At 62.6% G+C, this 17700-nt stretch carries 14 protein-coding genes; 5 read left to right on the forward strand and 9 right to left on the reverse strand.

The genetic code is table 11. From position 1 onward, the window contains the following. Positions 1-55 precede the first annotated feature (55 nt). Complete coding sequence (rarD, locus tag FS767_RS01990; protein WP_078479243.1) at positions 56-943, forward strand: EamA family transporter RarD; 888 nt, start codon at positions 56-58, stop codon at positions 941-943. A 244-nt stretch (positions 944-1187) separates the two neighbouring features. Here the strand turns inward: rarD and FS767_RS01995 are convergent, their stop codons facing one another. Continuing rightward, positions 1188-1706, reverse strand: a complete 519-nt coding sequence (locus FS767_RS01995) for a glycine cleavage system protein R (protein WP_144964015.1) — start codon at positions 1704-1706, stop codon at positions 1188-1190. Positions 1707-2151: 445 nt separating this feature from the next. Between FS767_RS01995 and FS767_RS02000 the strand changes: the two genes are divergently transcribed. Next, a complete protein-coding gene (locus tag FS767_RS02000) occupies positions 2152-4329 on the forward strand; it encodes a malate synthase G (RefSeq protein ID WP_144964016.1) in 2178 nt (725 codons plus the stop codon). Between the two features lie 67 nt (positions 4330-4396). Here the strand turns inward: FS767_RS02000 and FS767_RS02005 are convergent, their stop codons facing one another. Continuing rightward, entirely contained in the window at positions 4397-4849 is a 453-nt protein-coding gene (locus FS767_RS02005) for a response regulator (RefSeq protein ID WP_144964017.1), read from the reverse strand. Between the two features lie 209 nt (positions 4850-5058). On the opposite strand from FS767_RS02005, the gene FS767_RS02010 reads away from it, so the two are divergent. The 3 genes from FS767_RS02010 (at position 5059) to FS767_RS02020 (ending at position 10620) form a co-directional block, all read left to right on the forward strand. After that, the gene (locus FS767_RS02010) at positions 5059-6996 is read left to right on the forward strand and encodes a DUF294 nucleotidyltransferase-like domain-containing protein (RefSeq protein WP_144964018.1); all 1938 of its coding nucleotides are present in this window, start codon (positions 5059-5061) and stop codon (positions 6994-6996) included. Then, the gene (locus FS767_RS02015) at positions 6993-7703 is read left to right on the forward strand and encodes a PolC-type DNA polymerase III (protein ID WP_058602998.1); all 711 of its coding nucleotides are present in this window, start codon (positions 6993-6995) and stop codon (positions 7701-7703) included. Before FS767_RS02010 ends, FS767_RS02015 begins: the two co-directional genes overlap by 4 nt. A gap of 115 nt (positions 7704-7818) precedes the next feature. Then, positions 7819-10620, forward strand: coding sequence for a dermonecrotic toxin domain-containing protein (locus FS767_RS02020; protein ID WP_144964019.1), 2802 nt, complete (start codon positions 7819-7821; stop codon positions 10618-10620). On the opposite strand, the gene FS767_RS02025 is transcribed toward FS767_RS02020, so the two are convergent. Genes FS767_RS02025 through waaF form a run of 7 tightly spaced genes read right to left on the reverse strand, consistent with a single transcriptional unit; the run spans position 10593 to position 17553 of the window. Beyond that, complete coding sequence (locus FS767_RS02025; RefSeq protein WP_144964020.1) at positions 10593-12035, reverse strand: lipopolysaccharide kinase InaA family protein; 1443 nt, start codon at positions 12033-12035, stop codon at positions 10593-10595. The two genes, FS767_RS02020 and FS767_RS02025, sit on opposite strands and share 28 nt — an antisense overlap. After that, on the reverse strand, positions 12035-12787 hold the full coding sequence (locus tag FS767_RS02030) for a lipopolysaccharide kinase InaA family protein (protein ID WP_144964021.1): 753 nt from the start codon (positions 12785-12787) through the stop codon (positions 12035-12037). The genes FS767_RS02025 and FS767_RS02030 overlap by 1 nt, the downstream gene beginning before the upstream one ends. After that, positions 12784-13518 (reverse strand): lipopolysaccharide kinase InaA family protein, encoded by a 735-nt coding sequence (locus FS767_RS02035; protein WP_058602994.1) that lies wholly within the window; start codon positions 13516-13518, stop codon positions 12784-12786. Before FS767_RS02035 ends, FS767_RS02030 begins: the two co-directional genes overlap by 4 nt. Further along, positions 13518-14324, reverse strand: a complete 807-nt coding sequence (gene rfaP / locus FS767_RS02040; RefSeq protein WP_058602993.1) for a lipopolysaccharide core heptose(I) kinase RfaP — start codon at positions 14322-14324, stop codon at positions 13518-13520. The genes FS767_RS02035 and rfaP overlap by 1 nt, the downstream gene beginning before the upstream one ends. Beyond that, a complete protein-coding gene (locus FS767_RS02045) occupies positions 14321-15445 on the reverse strand; it encodes a glycosyltransferase family 4 protein (RefSeq protein WP_058602992.1) in 1125 nt (374 codons plus the stop codon). Before FS767_RS02045 ends, rfaP begins: the two co-directional genes overlap by 4 nt. Then, complete coding sequence (gene waaC / locus FS767_RS02050) at positions 15445-16503, reverse strand: lipopolysaccharide heptosyltransferase I (protein ID WP_058602991.1); 1059 nt, start codon at positions 16501-16503, stop codon at positions 15445-15447. Before waaC ends, FS767_RS02045 begins: the two co-directional genes overlap by 1 nt. Continuing rightward, entirely contained in the window at positions 16504-17553 is a 1050-nt protein-coding gene (gene waaF, locus FS767_RS02055; protein WP_144964022.1) for a lipopolysaccharide heptosyltransferase II, read from the reverse strand. Between the last annotated feature and the right edge of the window lie 147 nt (positions 17554-17700).

Here is a 17700-nt window from a genome sequence, read left to right on the forward strand (position 1 = left end):
GTCGGCTCTGTCTACAATAACTGCCGTTAATCAGCACCTTAAGCAAGGACTCTGCATGCACGCTGCAAACCCGCGTCGCGGGTATCTCCTGGGCCTGAGCGCCTACATCATCTGGGGCCTGTTCCCCCTGTACTTCAAAGCCATCCAAAGCGTGCCCGCCGTGGAGATCATCGTCCACCGCGTGCTGTGGTCAGCGCTGTTCGGCTCTGTACTGCTCGCCTTCTGGAAGCACCCCGGCTGGTGGCGCGACCTGCGCGACAACCCGCGGCGCCTGGCCATCCTGGCGTTGAGCGGCACATTGATCGCAGCCAATTGGCTTACGTATGTCTGGTCGGTAAACAATGGACGGATGCTCGAAGCCAGCCTTGGCTACTACATCAACCCGCTGATCAATGTCCTGCTCGGCATGCTCATTCTCGGCGAACGGCTGCGCCGCCTGCAGTGGCTGGCGGTGGGCCTGGCCGCGCTCGGCGTGATGCAACAGGTCTGGCAAGTGGGCAGCTTGCCCTGGGTGTCCTTGGCACTGGCGCTGACCTTCGGGTTTTACGGGCTGATTCGCAAACAAGCCCCCGTGGCGGCCCTGCCCGGGCTGGTGGTCGAGACCTGGATGCTGGTACCGCTGGCGCTTGGGTGGCTACTGCTGCACCCTGCCGCCATGAGCGCGCAAGGCACGTTCTACACCACAAGCGAGGCCTTGTGGCTGATGGCTGCAGGCCCCGTGACGCTGGTGCCGCTGGTGTGCTTCAACGCTGCCGCACGGCATCTGCCCTACACCACGCTGGGCTTTCTGCAATACCTGGCGCCAACGCTGGTCTTGCTCCAGGCCATATGGCTGTTTGACGAGCATCTGTCCCCAAGCACGCTCACGGCATTCATGTTCATCTGGGCGGGGCTGGCGCTGTACAGCGTCGATGCGTGGTGGAGTTTGCGTAAAAGCCGCTGATCAAAAAACGATCATGTCTCTGTATACCTTGATTTCCAAGGGCTGCAGAGACATCTCCAGAGCTTATCCACACCCTCTTCCCCGTCGTTTGTGAACAACCCCTCTGCATTGATCAATTTTCGATCAAATCTCCGCAGCCCTTGCAGGCCGGGCGCTCGGGCGCGATAGCCCCAGCTTATCCACAAGGCCGTCCCCTTTAAATAGGGATAACCCCTGCAAGCTTTACTGCAAGCGCGATCGGCATTCACTCATCCGCGCGTAGTCGCAACTCCACCATCAAATCATCGGCCAAGGCCTCCAGACGTTGCTGCAGTTGCTCCAGAGGAAGGGACGCGGGCAATGCCAGAAGGGCCTCGGCATGGAACAGCGGTTCGTTGCTCATCGGTGCCGGACGTACCTCCGTGGCGATGCGTTCGACGTTCACGTTCAGCTCGGCCAGCACGCGGGTGATATCGCGCACGATCCCTGGCCGGTCGTTACCAACCAGGTCCATGCCAAAGGGTTTGGATGCATGGGTAGGCTCGCCGCCACTTTCTGCCAATTGCAAGCGAATGCCGTGTGCGGACAACGCCCCCAGCGCATCTACCAACGCGTCATACCGATCCGCCGGCACCGCTACCCGCAGGATGCCGGCAAATTGCCCAGCCATGCGCGACATGCTGCTTTCCAGCCAATTGCCCTCGAAATCAGCGATGCACTGGGCGATCCGCTCGACTTGGCCGGCCTTGTCCGGGGCGATCACGGTAAGCACAAGATGTTCCACGGGATGTTCCTTGAGTAGGGTTCAGGCCATGCAGGGGCCAGGGTGTCGCCACAGTATAGGCACGGCGCGTCAACCTGCCGCAGGGCAATCTCCTTTATAAATCGTGTACTGTTTTTAGATTTATCTGGAACAATCACTCCGTTTTTTGCGAACATGGCGTTTCCTTGCATGATCCTGTGCGACCAACAGGTCGCCTGACGCCGCTTTTAGTCTGATAGTGCCCAGCCAGCTGCTTCATGTAGTATCCGTGGGCGCGGACTACACAACGTCGTTTGAAGGTCTGTCGAGGCGCCTGTGAAGAATGCACGCTGCTTGCCGCCAGGCAGGCAAACCGCACCCAGCCGCGTCCGGGCTCCTACCGGAGGCATGCACTGGTGCCGTGCGAGGAGAAGCGCTACAGGCTCAATACAAAAGAGCGAAATAGCTGAGCAGAGTGAGGCAAGCAATGACTGGATACGTTCAAGTCGGTGGCCTTCAGGTCGCCAAGGTCCTGTACGACTTCGTGAACAACGAAGCCATCCCCGGAACCGGCATCGTCGCCGAGCAGTTCTGGGCAGGTGCTGAAAAGATCATCAATGACCTCGCTCCAAAGAACAAAGCCCTCCTCGCCAAGCGCGACGAGCTGCAAGCCCAGATCGACGCCTGGCATCAGGCCCGCAAAGGCCAGGCCCACGACGCCCCGGCTTACAAGGCTTTCCTTCAGGAAATCGGTTACCTGCTGCCACAAGCCGACGATTTCCAGGCCACCACGCAAAATGTGGACGAAGAAATCGCCCACATGGCCGGTCCGCAGTTGGTGGTACCGGTCATGAACGCACGCTTTGCCCTGAACGCCGCCAATGCCCGCTGGGGCTCGCTGTACGACGCGCTCTACGGCACCGACGCGATCAGCGACGAAGGCGGTGCCGAAAAGGGGCAAGGCTACAACAAGGTACGTGGCGACAAAGTGATCGCTTTCGCCCGTGCCTTCCTCGATGAAGCGGCACCGCTGGCGGCAGGTTCGCACGTCGATTCCACGGCTTATCGCATCGAGGCCGGCCAATTGGTCGTCACCCTCAAAGGCGGTAGCAACACCGGCCTGCGCGACGATGCCCAACTGGTTGGGTTCCACGGCGACAGCAACGCCCCGACTGCTGTGTTGCTCAAGCACAACGGCCTGCACTTCGAAATCCAGATCGATGCCAGTACCCCGGTGGGCAGCACCGATGCCGCAGGCGTCAAGGACATCCTGATGGAATCGGCACTGACCACCATCATGGACTGCGAAGACTCCGTGGCGGCCGTCGACGCCGACGACAAGGTGATCGTGTATCGCAACTGGCTGGGGCTGATGAAAGGTGACCTGGCCGAAAGCGTCAGCAAAGGCGGCAAGACGTTCACCCGCACCATGAACCCTGATCGCGAGTACGCAGCGCCTAACGGGGGCAGCGTCACCCTGCATGGTCGCTCGCTGCTGTTCGTGCGCAACGTGGGTCACCTGATGACCAACCCGGCCATCCTCGACGCCCAAGGCAACGAAGTCCCGGAAGGTATCCAGGACGGTCTGTTCACCAACCTCATGGCGCTGCACAACCTCAACGGCACCACCAGCCGTCGCAACACCCGTACCGGCAGTGTGTATATCGTCAAGCCGAAGATGCATGGCCCGGAAGAAGTGGCGTTCGCCGCCGAGATATTCAGCCGGGTCGAAGACCTGCTGGGCATGAAGCGCAATACCGTCAAAGTCGGCATCATGGACGAGGAGCGCCGCACAACGGTCAACCTCAAATCCTGCATCAAGGCCGCTGCCGAGCGCGTGGTGTTCATCAATACGGGCTTCCTCGACCGCACTGGCGACGAAATCCATACCTCCATGGAGGCAGGCCCGGTGGTGCGCAAAGGCGCCATGAAAAACGAGAAGTGGATCGGCGCCTATGAAAACAACAACGTCGATGTCGGCCTTGCCACCGGCCTGCAAGGGCGTGCGCAGATCGGCAAGGGCATGTGGGCCATGCCCGACCTGATGGCCGCCATGCTGGAGCAGAAGATCGCTCACCCGCTGGCCGGTGCCAATACCGCGTGGGTGCCTTCGCCAACGGCCGCCACCCTGCACGCCCTGCATTACCACAAGGTGGACGTGCAGGCGCGCCAGCGCGAGCTGGCTTCGCGCACACCGGCTTCGGTCGATGACATCCTGGCCATTCCGCTGGCGACCAACCCCAACTGGTCGGACGAGGAAATCCGCAACGAGCTGGACAACAATGCCCAGGGCATCCTGGGCTATGTGGTTCGCTGGATCGACCAGGGCGTGGGTTGCTCCAAGGTGCCCGACATCAACAACGTGGGGCTGATGGAGGACCGTGCCACCTTGCGCATTTCTGCCCAGTTGCTAGCCAACTGGCTGCGCCATGGCGTAGTTAGCCAGGAGCAGGTGCTCGAAAGCCTCAAGCGCATGGCGGCGGTGGTCGACAAGCAGAACGCCAGCGATCCGCTGTATCGCCCGATGGCGGGCAACTTCGACGACAACGTTGCCTTCCAGGCGGCAGTCGAGCTGGTACTCGAAGGCGCCAAGCAACCCAACGGCTATACCGAGCCTGTGCTGCATCGCCGTCGCCGTGAGTTCAAGGCACGCAACGGACTTTGAATGACTGGTGGGTAAAGTGAGCTGCTTGCAGCGTTGATCGGCGGGGCCTTAGGGCCCCGCTTGCGCGTCAGGCCATCTTCAGTTCGCGCTTCACCAGTTCGAGCAGCTTCGTGAGGTCCACGGGCTTCAACAGAAAGTCCACAACCCCCAGGTGCATTACATCAACGGCCTCTTTCACATCGGTATCGCCTGATACCACGATGATCGAAAGCGCGGCCCGATCCGCCTCCGGCATCTCGCGCACCTTGTGGATAAGGTACAGCCCATCCTTAGGCTGCATCCGCAGGTCGGTGATCATCAGCGCGATCCGAGGTTCATAATGGAGCTTGAACAGCGCCTCCTGGGCGCCATCGGCCGTCATGCCGTCGATACCCTTGCTCTTGAGGTACAACATCAAGGCTTCGCTGTTGACCGGATTGTCGTCGACCACGAGCACCACCGGCCGGGCAGGCGGTGGCGCACTCACAGCAGCAAGTGCCGCGCGCTCTGCGTCGCTCAAAATGTCGGTGTGCTCAGACATTGTCGTCTCGTATCCATTCGCTCTACAGGTAAGACCGCGAATTTTTCGACACCCAATTTACCTTTCGTCGGATTATTGACGTGGTTGCGTCCTAGACTTACGTCCAATGGGCACCAAGCCCCCTGCAGGTCGACCATGAACGCCGAAAACAACAAAGCCGACCCTATAGATAGATATATATAGTTCGGCGTAGCGATACGGTCAGGTCGATGAGTAAAAAAGACGCCTACCAGCAAGCGGGTAGAACTGCGGTGCTGCAGAACATTCAAGGCACCCTGCAATTCCTGCAGCGTTTTGCACCCTTCAACCAGATGGAGCAGAGCCATCTGGCCTACCTGGTCGAGCAGTGCCAACTGCGCTTCTACGCCAGCGGCGAAAGCATCATCAAGCCAAGCGACGGACCGGTTGAGTATTTCTACATCGTCAAGCAGGGCCGCGTCGTCGGTGAACGGCAGCACTTGGTCAAGCCGGGGGTTGAGACCACGTTCGAGATTACCCATGGCGAGTGTTTTCCATTGGCAGCCTTGCTCGGCGAGCGAGCAACGCGTACGGAGCACCTGGCCGGTGACGACACCTTCTGCCTGCAACTGAACAAAGCGGCATTCATCCGCGTCTTTTCCCTCTCCGAAGTGTTCCGCGATTTCGCCTTGCGAGGGGTCAGCAGTCTGCTGGACCAGGTCAACCAACAAGTCCGTCAGCAGGCGGTGCAGACCCTGGGCACCCAGTACTCCCTGAATACACCGCTGGGCGAACTGGCCATGCGTCATCCCGTGGCCTGCGCCCCTGAGACTCCGCTGCGCGAAGCCGTACGGCTGATGCATGAGCAGCAGGTTGGCTCGATCGTGATCGTCGATGGGCAGCGCCAGCCCATGGGCATTTTCACCTTGCGCGACCTGCGCCAGGTGGTGGCCGCAGCCGATGCCGATCTGGGTGCACCCGTGGCGCGGCACATGACCGCCGCACCGTTCTACCTGAGCCCCCAGGCAAGTGCCTTCGATGCCGCCATGGCAATGACCGAGCGACACATCGCGCACGTCTGCCTGGTGGAGAACCGGCGATTGTGTGGGGTGGTGTCCGAGCGCGATCTGTTTTCCCTGCAGCGGGTAGACCTTGTCCACCTGGCGCGTACCATTCGTCATGCGCCGCGCCTGGACACCCTCGTTTCCCTGCGAGGCGAAATCAGCCAGTTGGTCGAGCGCATGCTCGCACACGGTGCTTCCTCTACGCAGATCACCCAAATCATCACCTTGCTCAACGACCACACGGTGTGCCGAGTCATCGAACTGGCGCTGGCAGAGCGTGGCGATCCGGGGGTGCCATTCAGTTGGCTCTGTTTTGGCAGTGAGGGGCGGCGCGAGCAGACCCTGCACACCGACCAGGACAACGGCATTGTTTTCGACGCGGCCGATGACAACGAAGCCCAGGCCATTCGGGCGCAGTTGCTACCGTTGGCGCAGTACATCAACCAATGCCTGGCGCAGTGCGGTTTTACGCTGTGCAAGGGCAATGTCATGGCCGGCAACCCTGCGCTGTGCCTGTCGCACAGCGAGTGGTCACGGCGCTTTGCCGGCTTCGTGCGTGACGCGAGCCCGGAAAACCTCCTGGGCTCGAGCATTTACTTCGACCTGCGGGTGGTCTGGGGCGATGAGCACACTTGCGAGGCCTTGCGCAGCACATTGCTGAAGCAGATAGCCGACAACCGTATCTTCCAACGCATGCTGGCTGACAATGCCCTGCGCCAACGCCCGCCTGTGGGCCGTCTGCGCGACTTCGTGCTGACCCGCCAGGGCACTGACAAGGCTGGCACGCTGGACCTCAAGGTTCAGGGCCTGACGCCCTTTGTCGACGGCGCACGTGTGCTGGCGCTGGCCCACGGGATCGGCGCCTGCAATACCCTGGAGCGCATTCGCCAATTGGTGGGCAAGGGCGTGATCGACCCACTGGACGGCGCCGCCTACGAAGAGGCGTACCATTTCATCCAACAGACCCGCATGCAGCAACATCAACGCCAGGCACGCGAGCACCTGGCCTACTCCAACCGCCTGGACCCAGATAGCCTCAATCACCTGGACCGGCGCATCTTGCGCGAGTCCCTGCGCCAGGCTCAGCGGTTGCAAAGCAGCCTGGCCATGCGGTACCAGCTGTGAGCCTGTTCGCATGGCTGCGTCCCCATGCTCCGCAGCTAGCGCTTTCGCAGCGTGAACGCCTGGCGGCCTTGCCTGCACCCACTGCGCTTGGCACCTGCACGCTGCGCGAGCAGCGCTGGGTGGTGCTTGACCTGGAAACCAGCGGCCTGAACACCAACCGCGATCAAGTGCTGTCCATAGGCGCAGTGGCTATCGAAGACGGGGCGCTGGACTTCTCGCAGCAGTTCGAGCGAACCCTGTACCGACCTGAGCAGAAAACCAACCCCAGCGTCCTGATACACGGCCTGGGCCCAAGCGCCTTGGCAGCGGGCTGCGACCCAGGGCACGCACTGCTTGACCTGCTCGAGTTCATTGGTACCAGCCCGGTACTGGCGTTCCACGCGCCATTCGACGAACGCATGCTTGCACGGGCCCTCAAACAGAGCCTGGGTTATCGTCTGCAAATACCCTTCCTCGATGTGGCCGAGATGGCACCCATGCTCAATCCCGACACGGTGTTGCGAGAGGCCGGGCTCGATGACTGGGTGGCGCGTTTCGGGCTGCAGGTACAGGCGCGTCATCACGCCAGCGCCGACGCACAGGTGACCGCCGAGCTGGCGTTGATTCTGTTGAGCCAGGCGCGCCGCCAGCACATCCAGAGCCCGGCGCAACTTGAGCAATGCCTGCACAACTGGCGACGCCGGATGGCCCAGCGCCACGGTCTATAGGCAACGGTGGCGTGGCCTGGCAGCCGCGCCTTACTGCGTGATGGCGGTAGCGGGCTAGCACGCATGTCTTTGCCATATCGCCCAGGCTCGCGATCTCTCTAAAGGAGCTCGCACCATGTCATCCGTCTCACCCTTGCAACATTTCGAGTCATTCGACGCTGCAATCACTGCCCTGTTGTCCCACCTGCCTTCACCCGACCTGCAGCTTCCACCGTTGGCGGGCCGGCAACAGTTCTTCGGCGCGCTTGCAGACTACTGGAACCTGCCGGACGCAACAGGCAACAACCGCCGTACTCGGCTCATTGCGCTTCGGCGACAACAGCTTCAGGCCGAAATGGACCTGCGCATCGCTGACGCAACATTGGAGCCTCTGGCGGCATCGCTGTTACAGACGTGCCTTGACCACCCCATGTCCTGGGCTCGCCAAGGCATCGAGGCGTCCAAGCGTCCACAGCTCTATCGCCTGCTGCTCGACTGCTCACGACCCAACTGGCGGGCCTACTTGCCAGGCGCCGTACTGCTTGTACAAGGCAGTGTCGAGGGGCAGATGATGACGGGCGATGCGGTCAGCGGCCCTGCCTTGTTATGCAGCCTCTCCCACGGCATCGAAGCGTTCGCCGATGTTCAGAGCCTGCACCTGGAGCTGTGCGAGCGGCTGGATGATCCCCTGCAAAGTCAGCCGATGCTCACGCTGCTGGCGCCGGGTGATGCCGACCGCGCCCATAACGCACAGCGACTGCGTTACGACTGGCTGCCCGACGATCTTGTGGACGTCCAGATCCAGGCCTTGATCGATGCCCAGCATGGGCGATTGAACGAGGTATGGGGCAGCCAACCCGTGGATCAACCTGGGTTCGCCGAACGCCTGGCAAAGGCCGCAGACCTGCTGCCTTGGGTGACCAGCAAGGCAGCGCTGCCGACGCGTTATGGCCTGCTGCTTGAAAAACATGCCCCCGCCTGGCTCAAGAAAACCTCCACTCAAGGGCTCACGCATATCATGCAGACGATGCAGGAGCTGATCGTGGCCATCGATCAGGCCGCAGCGCCGGGCATTCCTACGCTTGAACAGTTCACCGAACGTAACAGTTTGCTGCAGTGGACCCGTGCCCGCCTCAGCGAGCGCCTGAGATTGAACCACCAACTCGATCTGGCACCCGAACAGATCTTCATCAGTGTCACCATTGCCCGTCAGACCGGCCCGGTGATGCCTCCCGGTCAGCCCAGCAGCTATATCCCCATCGCTAGCCGGCCGCAGACAGGCGACACCGTTGAGTTGGTCAGGCAAACCTACAGCCTGGATCAGCTGGCATTGCTGAACGTGGGCTTGATGGACCTGGACTACTGGCTGACCGCTCGCGTCCACCATAAGGACGAGACGAACATTCAAGGCCTGTCCCCTGCGCAGGTTCGGCAGATGGTCCGTGAACTCAATGTCGGCGACAGCTATTCGCGTTTCCTGCGCAGCCACCTGATCGACCTGGCGCAAGGCCAGTGGCGACGGGATGCACATGCGCGAATCAACCGTGCCCGCATGCGGGCAGAGGCCGCCAAGGCCCGCTATGCCGGCCACTTCATACCCGACCCGCTCGAACAGGGCTATCGCTGGAGCAGGGCCGTACTCAACTACCCCGACAGCGACTGGCGCCCCCTGGTGGAAGAGAACCGCCTGTGTGTGCGGCAGTTGCTGATTGCCGGGCACACTGTACAGGGGGTGCTGCTGATTACGCCTGAAACACCGCAAATGCAGCGCTTTCTGGTGTATGCGCCAGATGCACCGGATCGCAGGCCTTGGCGCGAATACGCCAATGCGCGTGCGATGCTCCGATCGCTTCGCGCCAGCCCGGATCTACGCACTTACGTGATGGACCGCATGCCACTGGCTCGGCGCAAAACCGTCGAGCGCCTGTTGAGCAAGGGCGGGCTCGCTCAACGACTGAGTCGCCCAGTCATCTCCGGCAATTTTTTGCATGCCTGTTATCTGGCAGAGGTCCGCGCGTTCATGTCGACGGTCGATGCCAGCACCAACACCAAGCTGGAGCTGCTGGGCGAGGCCAGCCTGCATGCGCTGTGGATCATGCTCGACTTGGTCAGCTTCGTGATTCCGGTGCGTGGCCTGGCGCCGTTGGCATTCGCCCGCGCGGTGCTGAGCGTGCTGGACAGCCTTGAAGCGCTGGAAAAGGAGGATCGGGTAGGCGTGCTCAAGCATATGGTGGAGGCTTTTACCCATATGAGCGACGGCATCAACAGCATCGGCGGCACGACAGTAATCAGGCGCGCCATTCGCGCCATGCCCCCTACCCCGCCATTGATGCTACCGCCCACCTTCCAGGTACGCCCGGACACCGCCAAGTTGCGTTACCGAATCGATGGCATCCATAGCGAAGGCGTGTATGAAAAGCCATCCGAGCGAGCAGGGCTGGCCCTTTACTACATTCAGGACAAGCAAGGCCGGTACTACCAGGTAGCGTTCGACGGTTATCGCTGGCGTGCCACAGACCCAAGACAACCCGATGCCTACAGCAAAGTGGCGGTCAGACGGAACGCTGAAGGCGATTGGATCGTCGACTCACCCATCCTGTGGCACGACGGCCTGCCAGATCTCACCGCATTGCTGGAACACTGCCAGCTTCCCGCAACCCCGGACGGGATCCCACTGCAAAGGTCGAATGAGCTGTACGAAAGTGACGGTCAACCGTACTTGCTCGCTGGCGGCCATGCCTTGCCCGTGCGTGCCCACCTGCTAGCCGATCACTACCATCTGCTGATACCCGGACAGCCTGCCGCGACCACCACCACCGCATGGGCAATCCTGCGCTGGCGCGATGGCCAGTGGCGCATACGCGTGCGCCAACCGGGTCGAAGCAGCGACTGGCTGGCTCTGCCTGCCGCTTATGCCGTCAACGTGGGCAGCACCTGATCCAGCCGTTGGTACAAGGCACTTTCAGCCGGCCAATTGCGCAGCAGCCGCGCCCGGTCCCGAGCGAAGGCCGGCGCGAAGCTGCCCTGGCTGCTGTGCTGGCACACGGCGTCCAAGTCGATCAGCGACCACCGACCCTGATCCCAGAACAGGTTGTGCCCCTTGAAGTCACCATGGCTGATGCGCTCGCGGATCAGCTGCTGCATCAGCTGCACCAAGGCTTCTACTTGTTCGGCCGGCGCATCGCCCTGCTCGACGAAGGGTGCAAAGCATTCGATGAGGTCGGGGCCGTCGATGTAGTCGGTGACCAGGTAGGCACGCGTGCGCAATCCCAGCACTCGCTGTTCCAGCACCGCCAGTGGGCGCGGGGTAGCGATGTCGAGAAACGACAGGCGATGCCCTTCGATCCATGAGTGCCAGGCCCTGCTCGGTCGCCAGAAGCGCTTGAGCCAATGGACAGTGTTCTTGATGTTGTAGCGTTTGATGACCCGTTTGCGGCCATCCACCTCGACCCGTGCCACGCTGGCCGCGCCGCCAGTCTTGTACAGGTGCCCACGGTCGATCAGTTCATCCGCCTGTTCAAGCACTGGCAACAGGGCCTGGGCTTCGCTACGGACCACCGCCTGCAGCGCGGTCAAGCTGCGCTCGACACTGAACAGGCTACAATCGCGGCCGGCCTTTTCCAAAAAGTCGCGCTGGCGCCAGGCGCGGACTTTGTCTATTTGCTTCTGCAAGGCCTCCATGGGCAATGCGTGCTCGGCATTGGCCAACAGGTAATGCACCAGCAGCTCTTCGGTGAACGGCTCCAGCCGCTTGGGTAGCTGCGCGAAGAACACACCCAGGTTTTCCAGTACGCGAGGGCGCGAAAGCTGCTGGCCTGGCGTTTCAGCCTTGATACCGGCCCCATCGATCAGGTACAGCTTGCCTGCATGACGCAGCAGGTTGTCCAGGTGCAGGTCTTCCTGCCACAGCCCCCGCCGGTGCATCTGCGCCACGACCGCCAGGGCCTCACCCAGTACCTGCTGCTGCTCATCGGCGAGCACAGGCAGGTGCTCGACCGCGGACCAGGCATCGGCCAGGCTTTGCGCGCCATCGAGGTACTCGAACAACAGCCAGCCGCCCTCACCCTCCACCAGACCATCGGCGAGCAGTACCGGCGTGGTCAGCCCCTGCGCCGCGAGCAGCTTTACCCCTTGCAGCTCACGCTGGAAGTGACGCGCGGCATTGCTGCCCACCAGCAACTTGGCCAGTACCGGCCTGCCACGCCACACCCCGGCCCCCACATAACGCTGGCCCGGCAGCACGCGCAGCAGGCTGAGCAATTGCAGCTCAGCGCTACCAGCGGCATCGGCGAGGTTGATGGCAAGCGGCAGCGATGGGCTACGACCTGCCCCTTTCAGCTCGGAAAGCTGCATCAGCGCGCCTCCTTGTGATGACGGCGTTGTACCAGGCGGTTGACCCAGGTTTCGACCAGCGTGCTGTCGATGGGTTGTGCGAGGTAGGCTGCCAGCAATGTACGTATCTCGCCGTCACTCCATACCGGCGCTCGGCGCAGCAAGGGCTCGAGGTCCTTGAGGCGGTCACGCATGCCAAAGAGCAAGGGACGGGTTTTCTCCAGGTCGATCAACTGCGCGTCCCAGCCTTCTTTGCGCTTACGCAGAAAAATGTGCTTGGGATAGAAGCAACCATGTACCTGCCCAGCACCGTGCAGTGTGCGCGCCAACTGGCCGCATGCCTGGAGCATGCCGTTGCGTACCGATGCATCGAGTTCGGGCCATTGCAGCAACTGGCTGTCGAGGTCGCGCCAGTCGTCCAGCGCGCGGGTCATCAACAGGGCCCGATGCTGGCCACCTTGCTTGCGCTCGCCGTAGAACACGGCTTCCAACGCAGGAATGTGCAGCTTCTGGTAGCGAACGATATTGCGAAATTCGCGAGCGAAGGTCGGCTCGCCAAAGGGCTTGTGCAGGCTGCGGGTAAGATAGTTGCTCTGGCGCTTGAGGTAATAGCCCTTGCCCTCGAGTTCCAGGCGGTAAACGCTGCTCCAACCGCCGCGGCCGGTATTGGGCTCGTCCACCGCGTCGAGTTCGAGTGCCCACAGCGCCTCGAAGTCGTCCAGGCCATGGCGCTGGAGCAAGGCACGGTCTGCACTGGCCATATAGTCGGTCATTCCCTTCCCTCGAAAAAGCCCAGTACCTGACGAATGCGCTTCTTGTCCCGGGCGTTCAGCCGGTCGCGGCCTCGGTACTGCAAGTAAAAGCGCAGGCGCTGGGTTGCCGAAAGGTGGTACTTGGCGACCTTGTCCAGGCAGGCCAGGTCCTTGATCAGGCGATGGCGCCACATGAACCCGCGCCAGAAATCACCTGTGGGGCAGTCGATGAAGAACAGCGTCCCTTGGTCATCGACCAACAGGTTGCGCCACTTCAGATCGTTATGGGCGAAGCGGTGCTCGTGCATTACCCGGGTATGGCGTGCCAGCTGGCGGCTGATGTGGTCCACCCAGGCGCGATCGGCCAGGCGGGCATCGTTGCGCTCGGCCAGCGCCGAGAGGTCCTCGGTGTTGGGCAGCTCGCGGGTAATCATCGCGCCACGGCCGAACGCCAGGCCATTGCGTTCGAGCCCCCAGGCGACCACCTCGGCCGTGGGAATGCCCCACTTGGCGAACTGCTTGAGGTTCTGCCATTCGGCCTTGATACGTGGGCGGCCCAGGTAGCGGCGCATGTGCTTGCCAGCGCCGGTGTAGCGCTTGACGTAATAGTTGACGCCTTCACGCTCGACACGCACCACCTCGCTGAGCGGATCACGGGTCAGGCGTTCGCCCTGAACGGCGAATACCGCCTCGAGGCTGCCAAAATCCTTCGCCAGGTGCTCGTAACCTGGCGCCAGTGTCCAACTGGCCATCAGAGTGCATCCCCATAGCGTTGTTTACGGTCGTAGAGTTTCTGCGCCTTGCGCTCAAGCCAGGCGAGCAGTGCAGCTTCGTCCTTCATGACCTGACGCAGCGGGCGCTGGAAGTAGCTGCGCAGAAAACGCAGCTTGTCGCGTTGGGTCAGGCCAATGTCCAGGGCTGAGAAGTACAGTGCGGCCAGGTCCTTGTTACGCCAGCGGCGGCTGATGGCGGGGCGTGTCTGGGCGCGGTGCAGGTCGATCACCGACAGCTTGAAATCATCGGCCGTCACCGGCCGGTCGGTGTGCAGCAGGAAGTGACAGATGTAGCAGTCCCGGTGGTTGACGCCGGCACGGTGCATGCCACCGGTCATCTCGGCCACGCGCGCGATCAGGGCACGCTTGAGGCGTGGCGCAGGCGGCTGCCGGAGCCAGTCGATGCTGAAGTCTTCCAGGCTGACGGTCGGCGCCAGTTCCTCGGTGATGATGAAGGAGTGCTGGGTGGCCGGGTTGCCGCCCCGCTCGCCGAAGGCCACGGCCGTCATGGTTGGCACGCCGACCTGGTGCAGGCGCTCGATGGCTTGCCACTCCTGGCCGGCGCCCAGTACCGGCAACTTGGCCGTGAGCAGGTTCTTGAAGATCTCGCCCCAGCCGATGCCACGATGGATCTTCACGAAGAAGCCTTCGCCGGCGACCTCCGTACGCAGGGTACGGCGCCCTTCGAGTTCCCGATAGACTTCGCCTTGCAGCGCTTCTACCGCCTCGAAGGCATCGCGCCCCGCCCAAAGCCGCTTGAAGGGCTCTGCCACGATCAACTTCATGCCCCCTCCTGCCCTAGGATCACATCGGCGGCATGCTGCGGCATGCTGTAAAGGTCGGCCGTATCGGCATACGCCAGGCCGTTGCGCGACCAGTCGGCCCGCGCCGCGGGGTCATCGAGCATACGCTGCAGGTAGCGGTTAAGCTGCTCCTGCTCGAACGGCTCGTCCAGCACCAGACCGCAGTCGGCCTCGGCGATGTAGTGGGCATAGCCGCACACGCGCGACACCAGCACCGGCAAGCCCGCGACCAGGGCTTCGAGCAGCACGGTACCGGTGTTCTCGTTGTAGGCCGGGTGGATCAGCAGGTCGGCGCCCAGCAGGAAGCGCGGGATATCGCTGCGCCCCTTGAGAAACTGCACCTGGTCGCCCAGGCCCAGCGTCGCGCTCTGCAACTGGAAGACCTTGGGGTCATCCTGACCGATCACCAGCAATCGGGTGCGCTTGCGCAAGGCCGTGGGCAATGCCGCCAACGCCTTGAGGCTGCGGTCCACGCCCTTGGTCTTGAACCCTGAACCGATCTGCACGATCAGCAACGCATCCTCGGCCAGGTCGAACTCCCTGCGCAGGTCGGCACGGATTTCAGCGGCGTTGGGCGGTGCCCGACGATCCTGGGAGATGCCCGGCGGCAGCAGGTGAAAACGCTCGACCGGCGTGCCGTAGTGCTTGATGAACAGCGGCTGCTGCACCTCGGAGATCATCAGGATCTCGGTACCGGCCTCCTTGGCGAACACCGCCCGCTCGTATTCGGCGAAATGCCGGTAGCGGCCCCAGCGCCTGTACAGGTCGCTGCGCAGGTTCTGCGCCTTGTCCTCGAAGCAGCCGTCGGCGGCGTAGTACACATCCAGCCCTGGCATCTTGTTGAAACCGATGAGCCGGTCCACCGGACGCTTGGCCAGGTCGGCCTGCATCCAGGCGGTGAGTTTCTCATTGCGCCGGTGATTGAAGATCGCCTTGACCGGCGCCACCAGCACTTCGAAACCTGGCGGAATATCGCCCTCCCAGATCAGCGTGTAGACGCGGATCTGGTGGCCGCGCTGCTGGCATTCCAGGGCGATGCGCATGAAATCGCGCTGCAGGCCGCCAAAGGGGAAGTATTTGTAAAGTACGAAAGCCAGTTGCATCAACGGACATCCTCAGCCAGCAGCAGCGCGCTCAGGCGGCTCGCTACATGCTCGGGATTCAGGCGAGTGAAGCACAGTGGCCACTCGCGGTTCAGATCGTACCGGCGCAGGTCTTCGGCGCTCGGTTTGTAGGTGCACTTCTTCTGCAAGCAGGGTGCGCACGGCCAGTCACTGGCCTGGTGGATCTGGGTCCGTCCATAGGCGCCGGTCAGGCCCGGGTTGGTCGGGCCGAACAGCGAAAGCGTCGGTACATCGAGGGCTGCGGCCAAGTGGCCCAGGCCGGTATCGACGGCGACGCAGGCCTTTGCAGCGGCCAGCACCCGTGCGACGCCGGCCAGGTTCAATTTGGGCAGCACTTGGCAATGGTTCAAGCCTTGGGCGATGCGCTCGGCCCTGGCCTTCTCGGCCGGGTTGCCCCAGGGCAGGCGCACTTCCAGCCTGCGCCGGCCCATGCGCTCGGCCAGCTCACGCCAGTAGGCCTCGGGCCAGTGCTTGGTAGCCCAGGTGGTACCGTGCAGGAAAACCACGTAGGGCGCTGCCGGCGGCAACTGCAAGCGTTCAAGGTCCAGGCCGTAACGGCCGATGCCCTCGGGCAGGTCATAGGCCAGTGCCATGGCGAACAGCTGGCGCACGCGCTCGACGGCATGCTGGCCGACCGCAACCGACAGGCGTCGGTCGTAGAAGCGGCTGGCCCAGCCTTCACGGGCCGAATACCTGTCCAGGCCTGCGACCGGTGCCTTCACGTAGCGGGTCAGCCATGCTGACTTGACCAAGCCCTGGGCATCGATCACCAGGTCGTACTGGCGCTCGCGCAGGCGCTGCTTGAAGGCCTTCCACTCGCCGCTGCGGACGGTCTGCCAGAGGTGCTTGCGCCAGCGACGGATGGCCACCGGAATGACCTGATCGACCGCCGGATGCCAGCTGGGTATCTCGGCGAAACCTTCCTCGACGACCCAGTCGAAGCGGATGCCGGGGATGGCATGGGCTGCATCGGTGAGCGCTGGCAGCGTGTGGATCACATCACCCAGCGAGGACGTCTTGATGATCAGTACCCGCACTTAGTCGACCTCGGTCAGCACGTCGATGATGTTCGCACCGCCCAGGCGGGTCAGCGCGGCGATGACCTGGCCGGGTTCGAGCAGACGCAGGCAGTTGTAGTGACCGAAGCGGCAGGTGCGATCGAAACACGGGCTGCATTCGATGCCCAGGCGCACCACCTCGACCTGGCTGGCCAGCGGCGGTGTGAAACCAGGCGATGTGGAGCCGTACACGGCGACCAGCGGGCGATTGAGCGCCGCTGCCACGTGCATCAACCCGGAATCGTTGGAGACCACGGCGTCTGCGCAGGACATCAGGTCGATCGCCTCGGCCAGGGAGGTTTCACCGGCCAGGTTCACGGACTCTTCGCGTAGCCCAGGGATCAGCCGGTCGCGGATCTGCTCACCCACCGGGTGATCGCTTTTCGAGCCGAACAGCCAGACCTGCCACCCCTGGCGGATCATGGCATCGGCCACGGCGGCATAGTGCTCGGCCGGCCAGCGCTTGGCTTCGCCGAACTCAGCGCCTGGGCATAGCGCCAACACCGGACGGTCGAGCTCCAGGCCGAACTTGGTCAGAGCCGCTTCACGGCTGGGAGGCTCGATCTGCAGGCTGGGCTGGGGGTAGGGCTTTGGCAGCTCGGCACCGGGGGCATAGGCCAAGGCCATGAAGCGCTCGATCATCAACGGGTAACGCGCTTTGTCCAGCTTGCGGACATCGTTGAGCAAACCGAAACGCATTTCGCCACGCCAGCCGGTGCGTTTGGGGATACCGGCAAAGAACGGTACCAGCGCCGATTTCAGCGAATTGGGCAACAAGATGGCCTGGTCGTACTGACCGCTGAGCGACTTGCCGATGCGCCGCCGTGTGGCCAGTTCCAGCGCACCGTGGCCGAGCGGGAAGCTCAAGGCCTGGCGCACCTCGGGCATGCGCTCGAGGATTGGCCGGCTCCATTCGGGGGCCAGCACATCGATCACGCAGTCGGGGTGCTGCTGTTTCAGGCACTGGAACAAGGTCTGCGCCATCACCATGTCGCCGACCCAGCTGGGGCCAATGATCAGTATTCTCATGCTAGGTCCAGAAACGCTCGGGGAGGCGACAGGCTGCAATTCAGCCCGGCCTCCCCTCTTTATATTCAGGCTATGTGGCCGACAGTGTAACACCGGGGCTGCTTCACGCCTCACTCACGGCGGATCCTCACCCTGAGGAGCCGCCTC

Origin of the sequence: Pseudomonas sp. DE0010, from assembly GCF_007680745.1 — a bacterium.
Lineage (GTDB): Bacteria > Pseudomonadota > Gammaproteobacteria > Pseudomonadales > Pseudomonadaceae > Aquipseudomonas > Aquipseudomonas parafulva_B.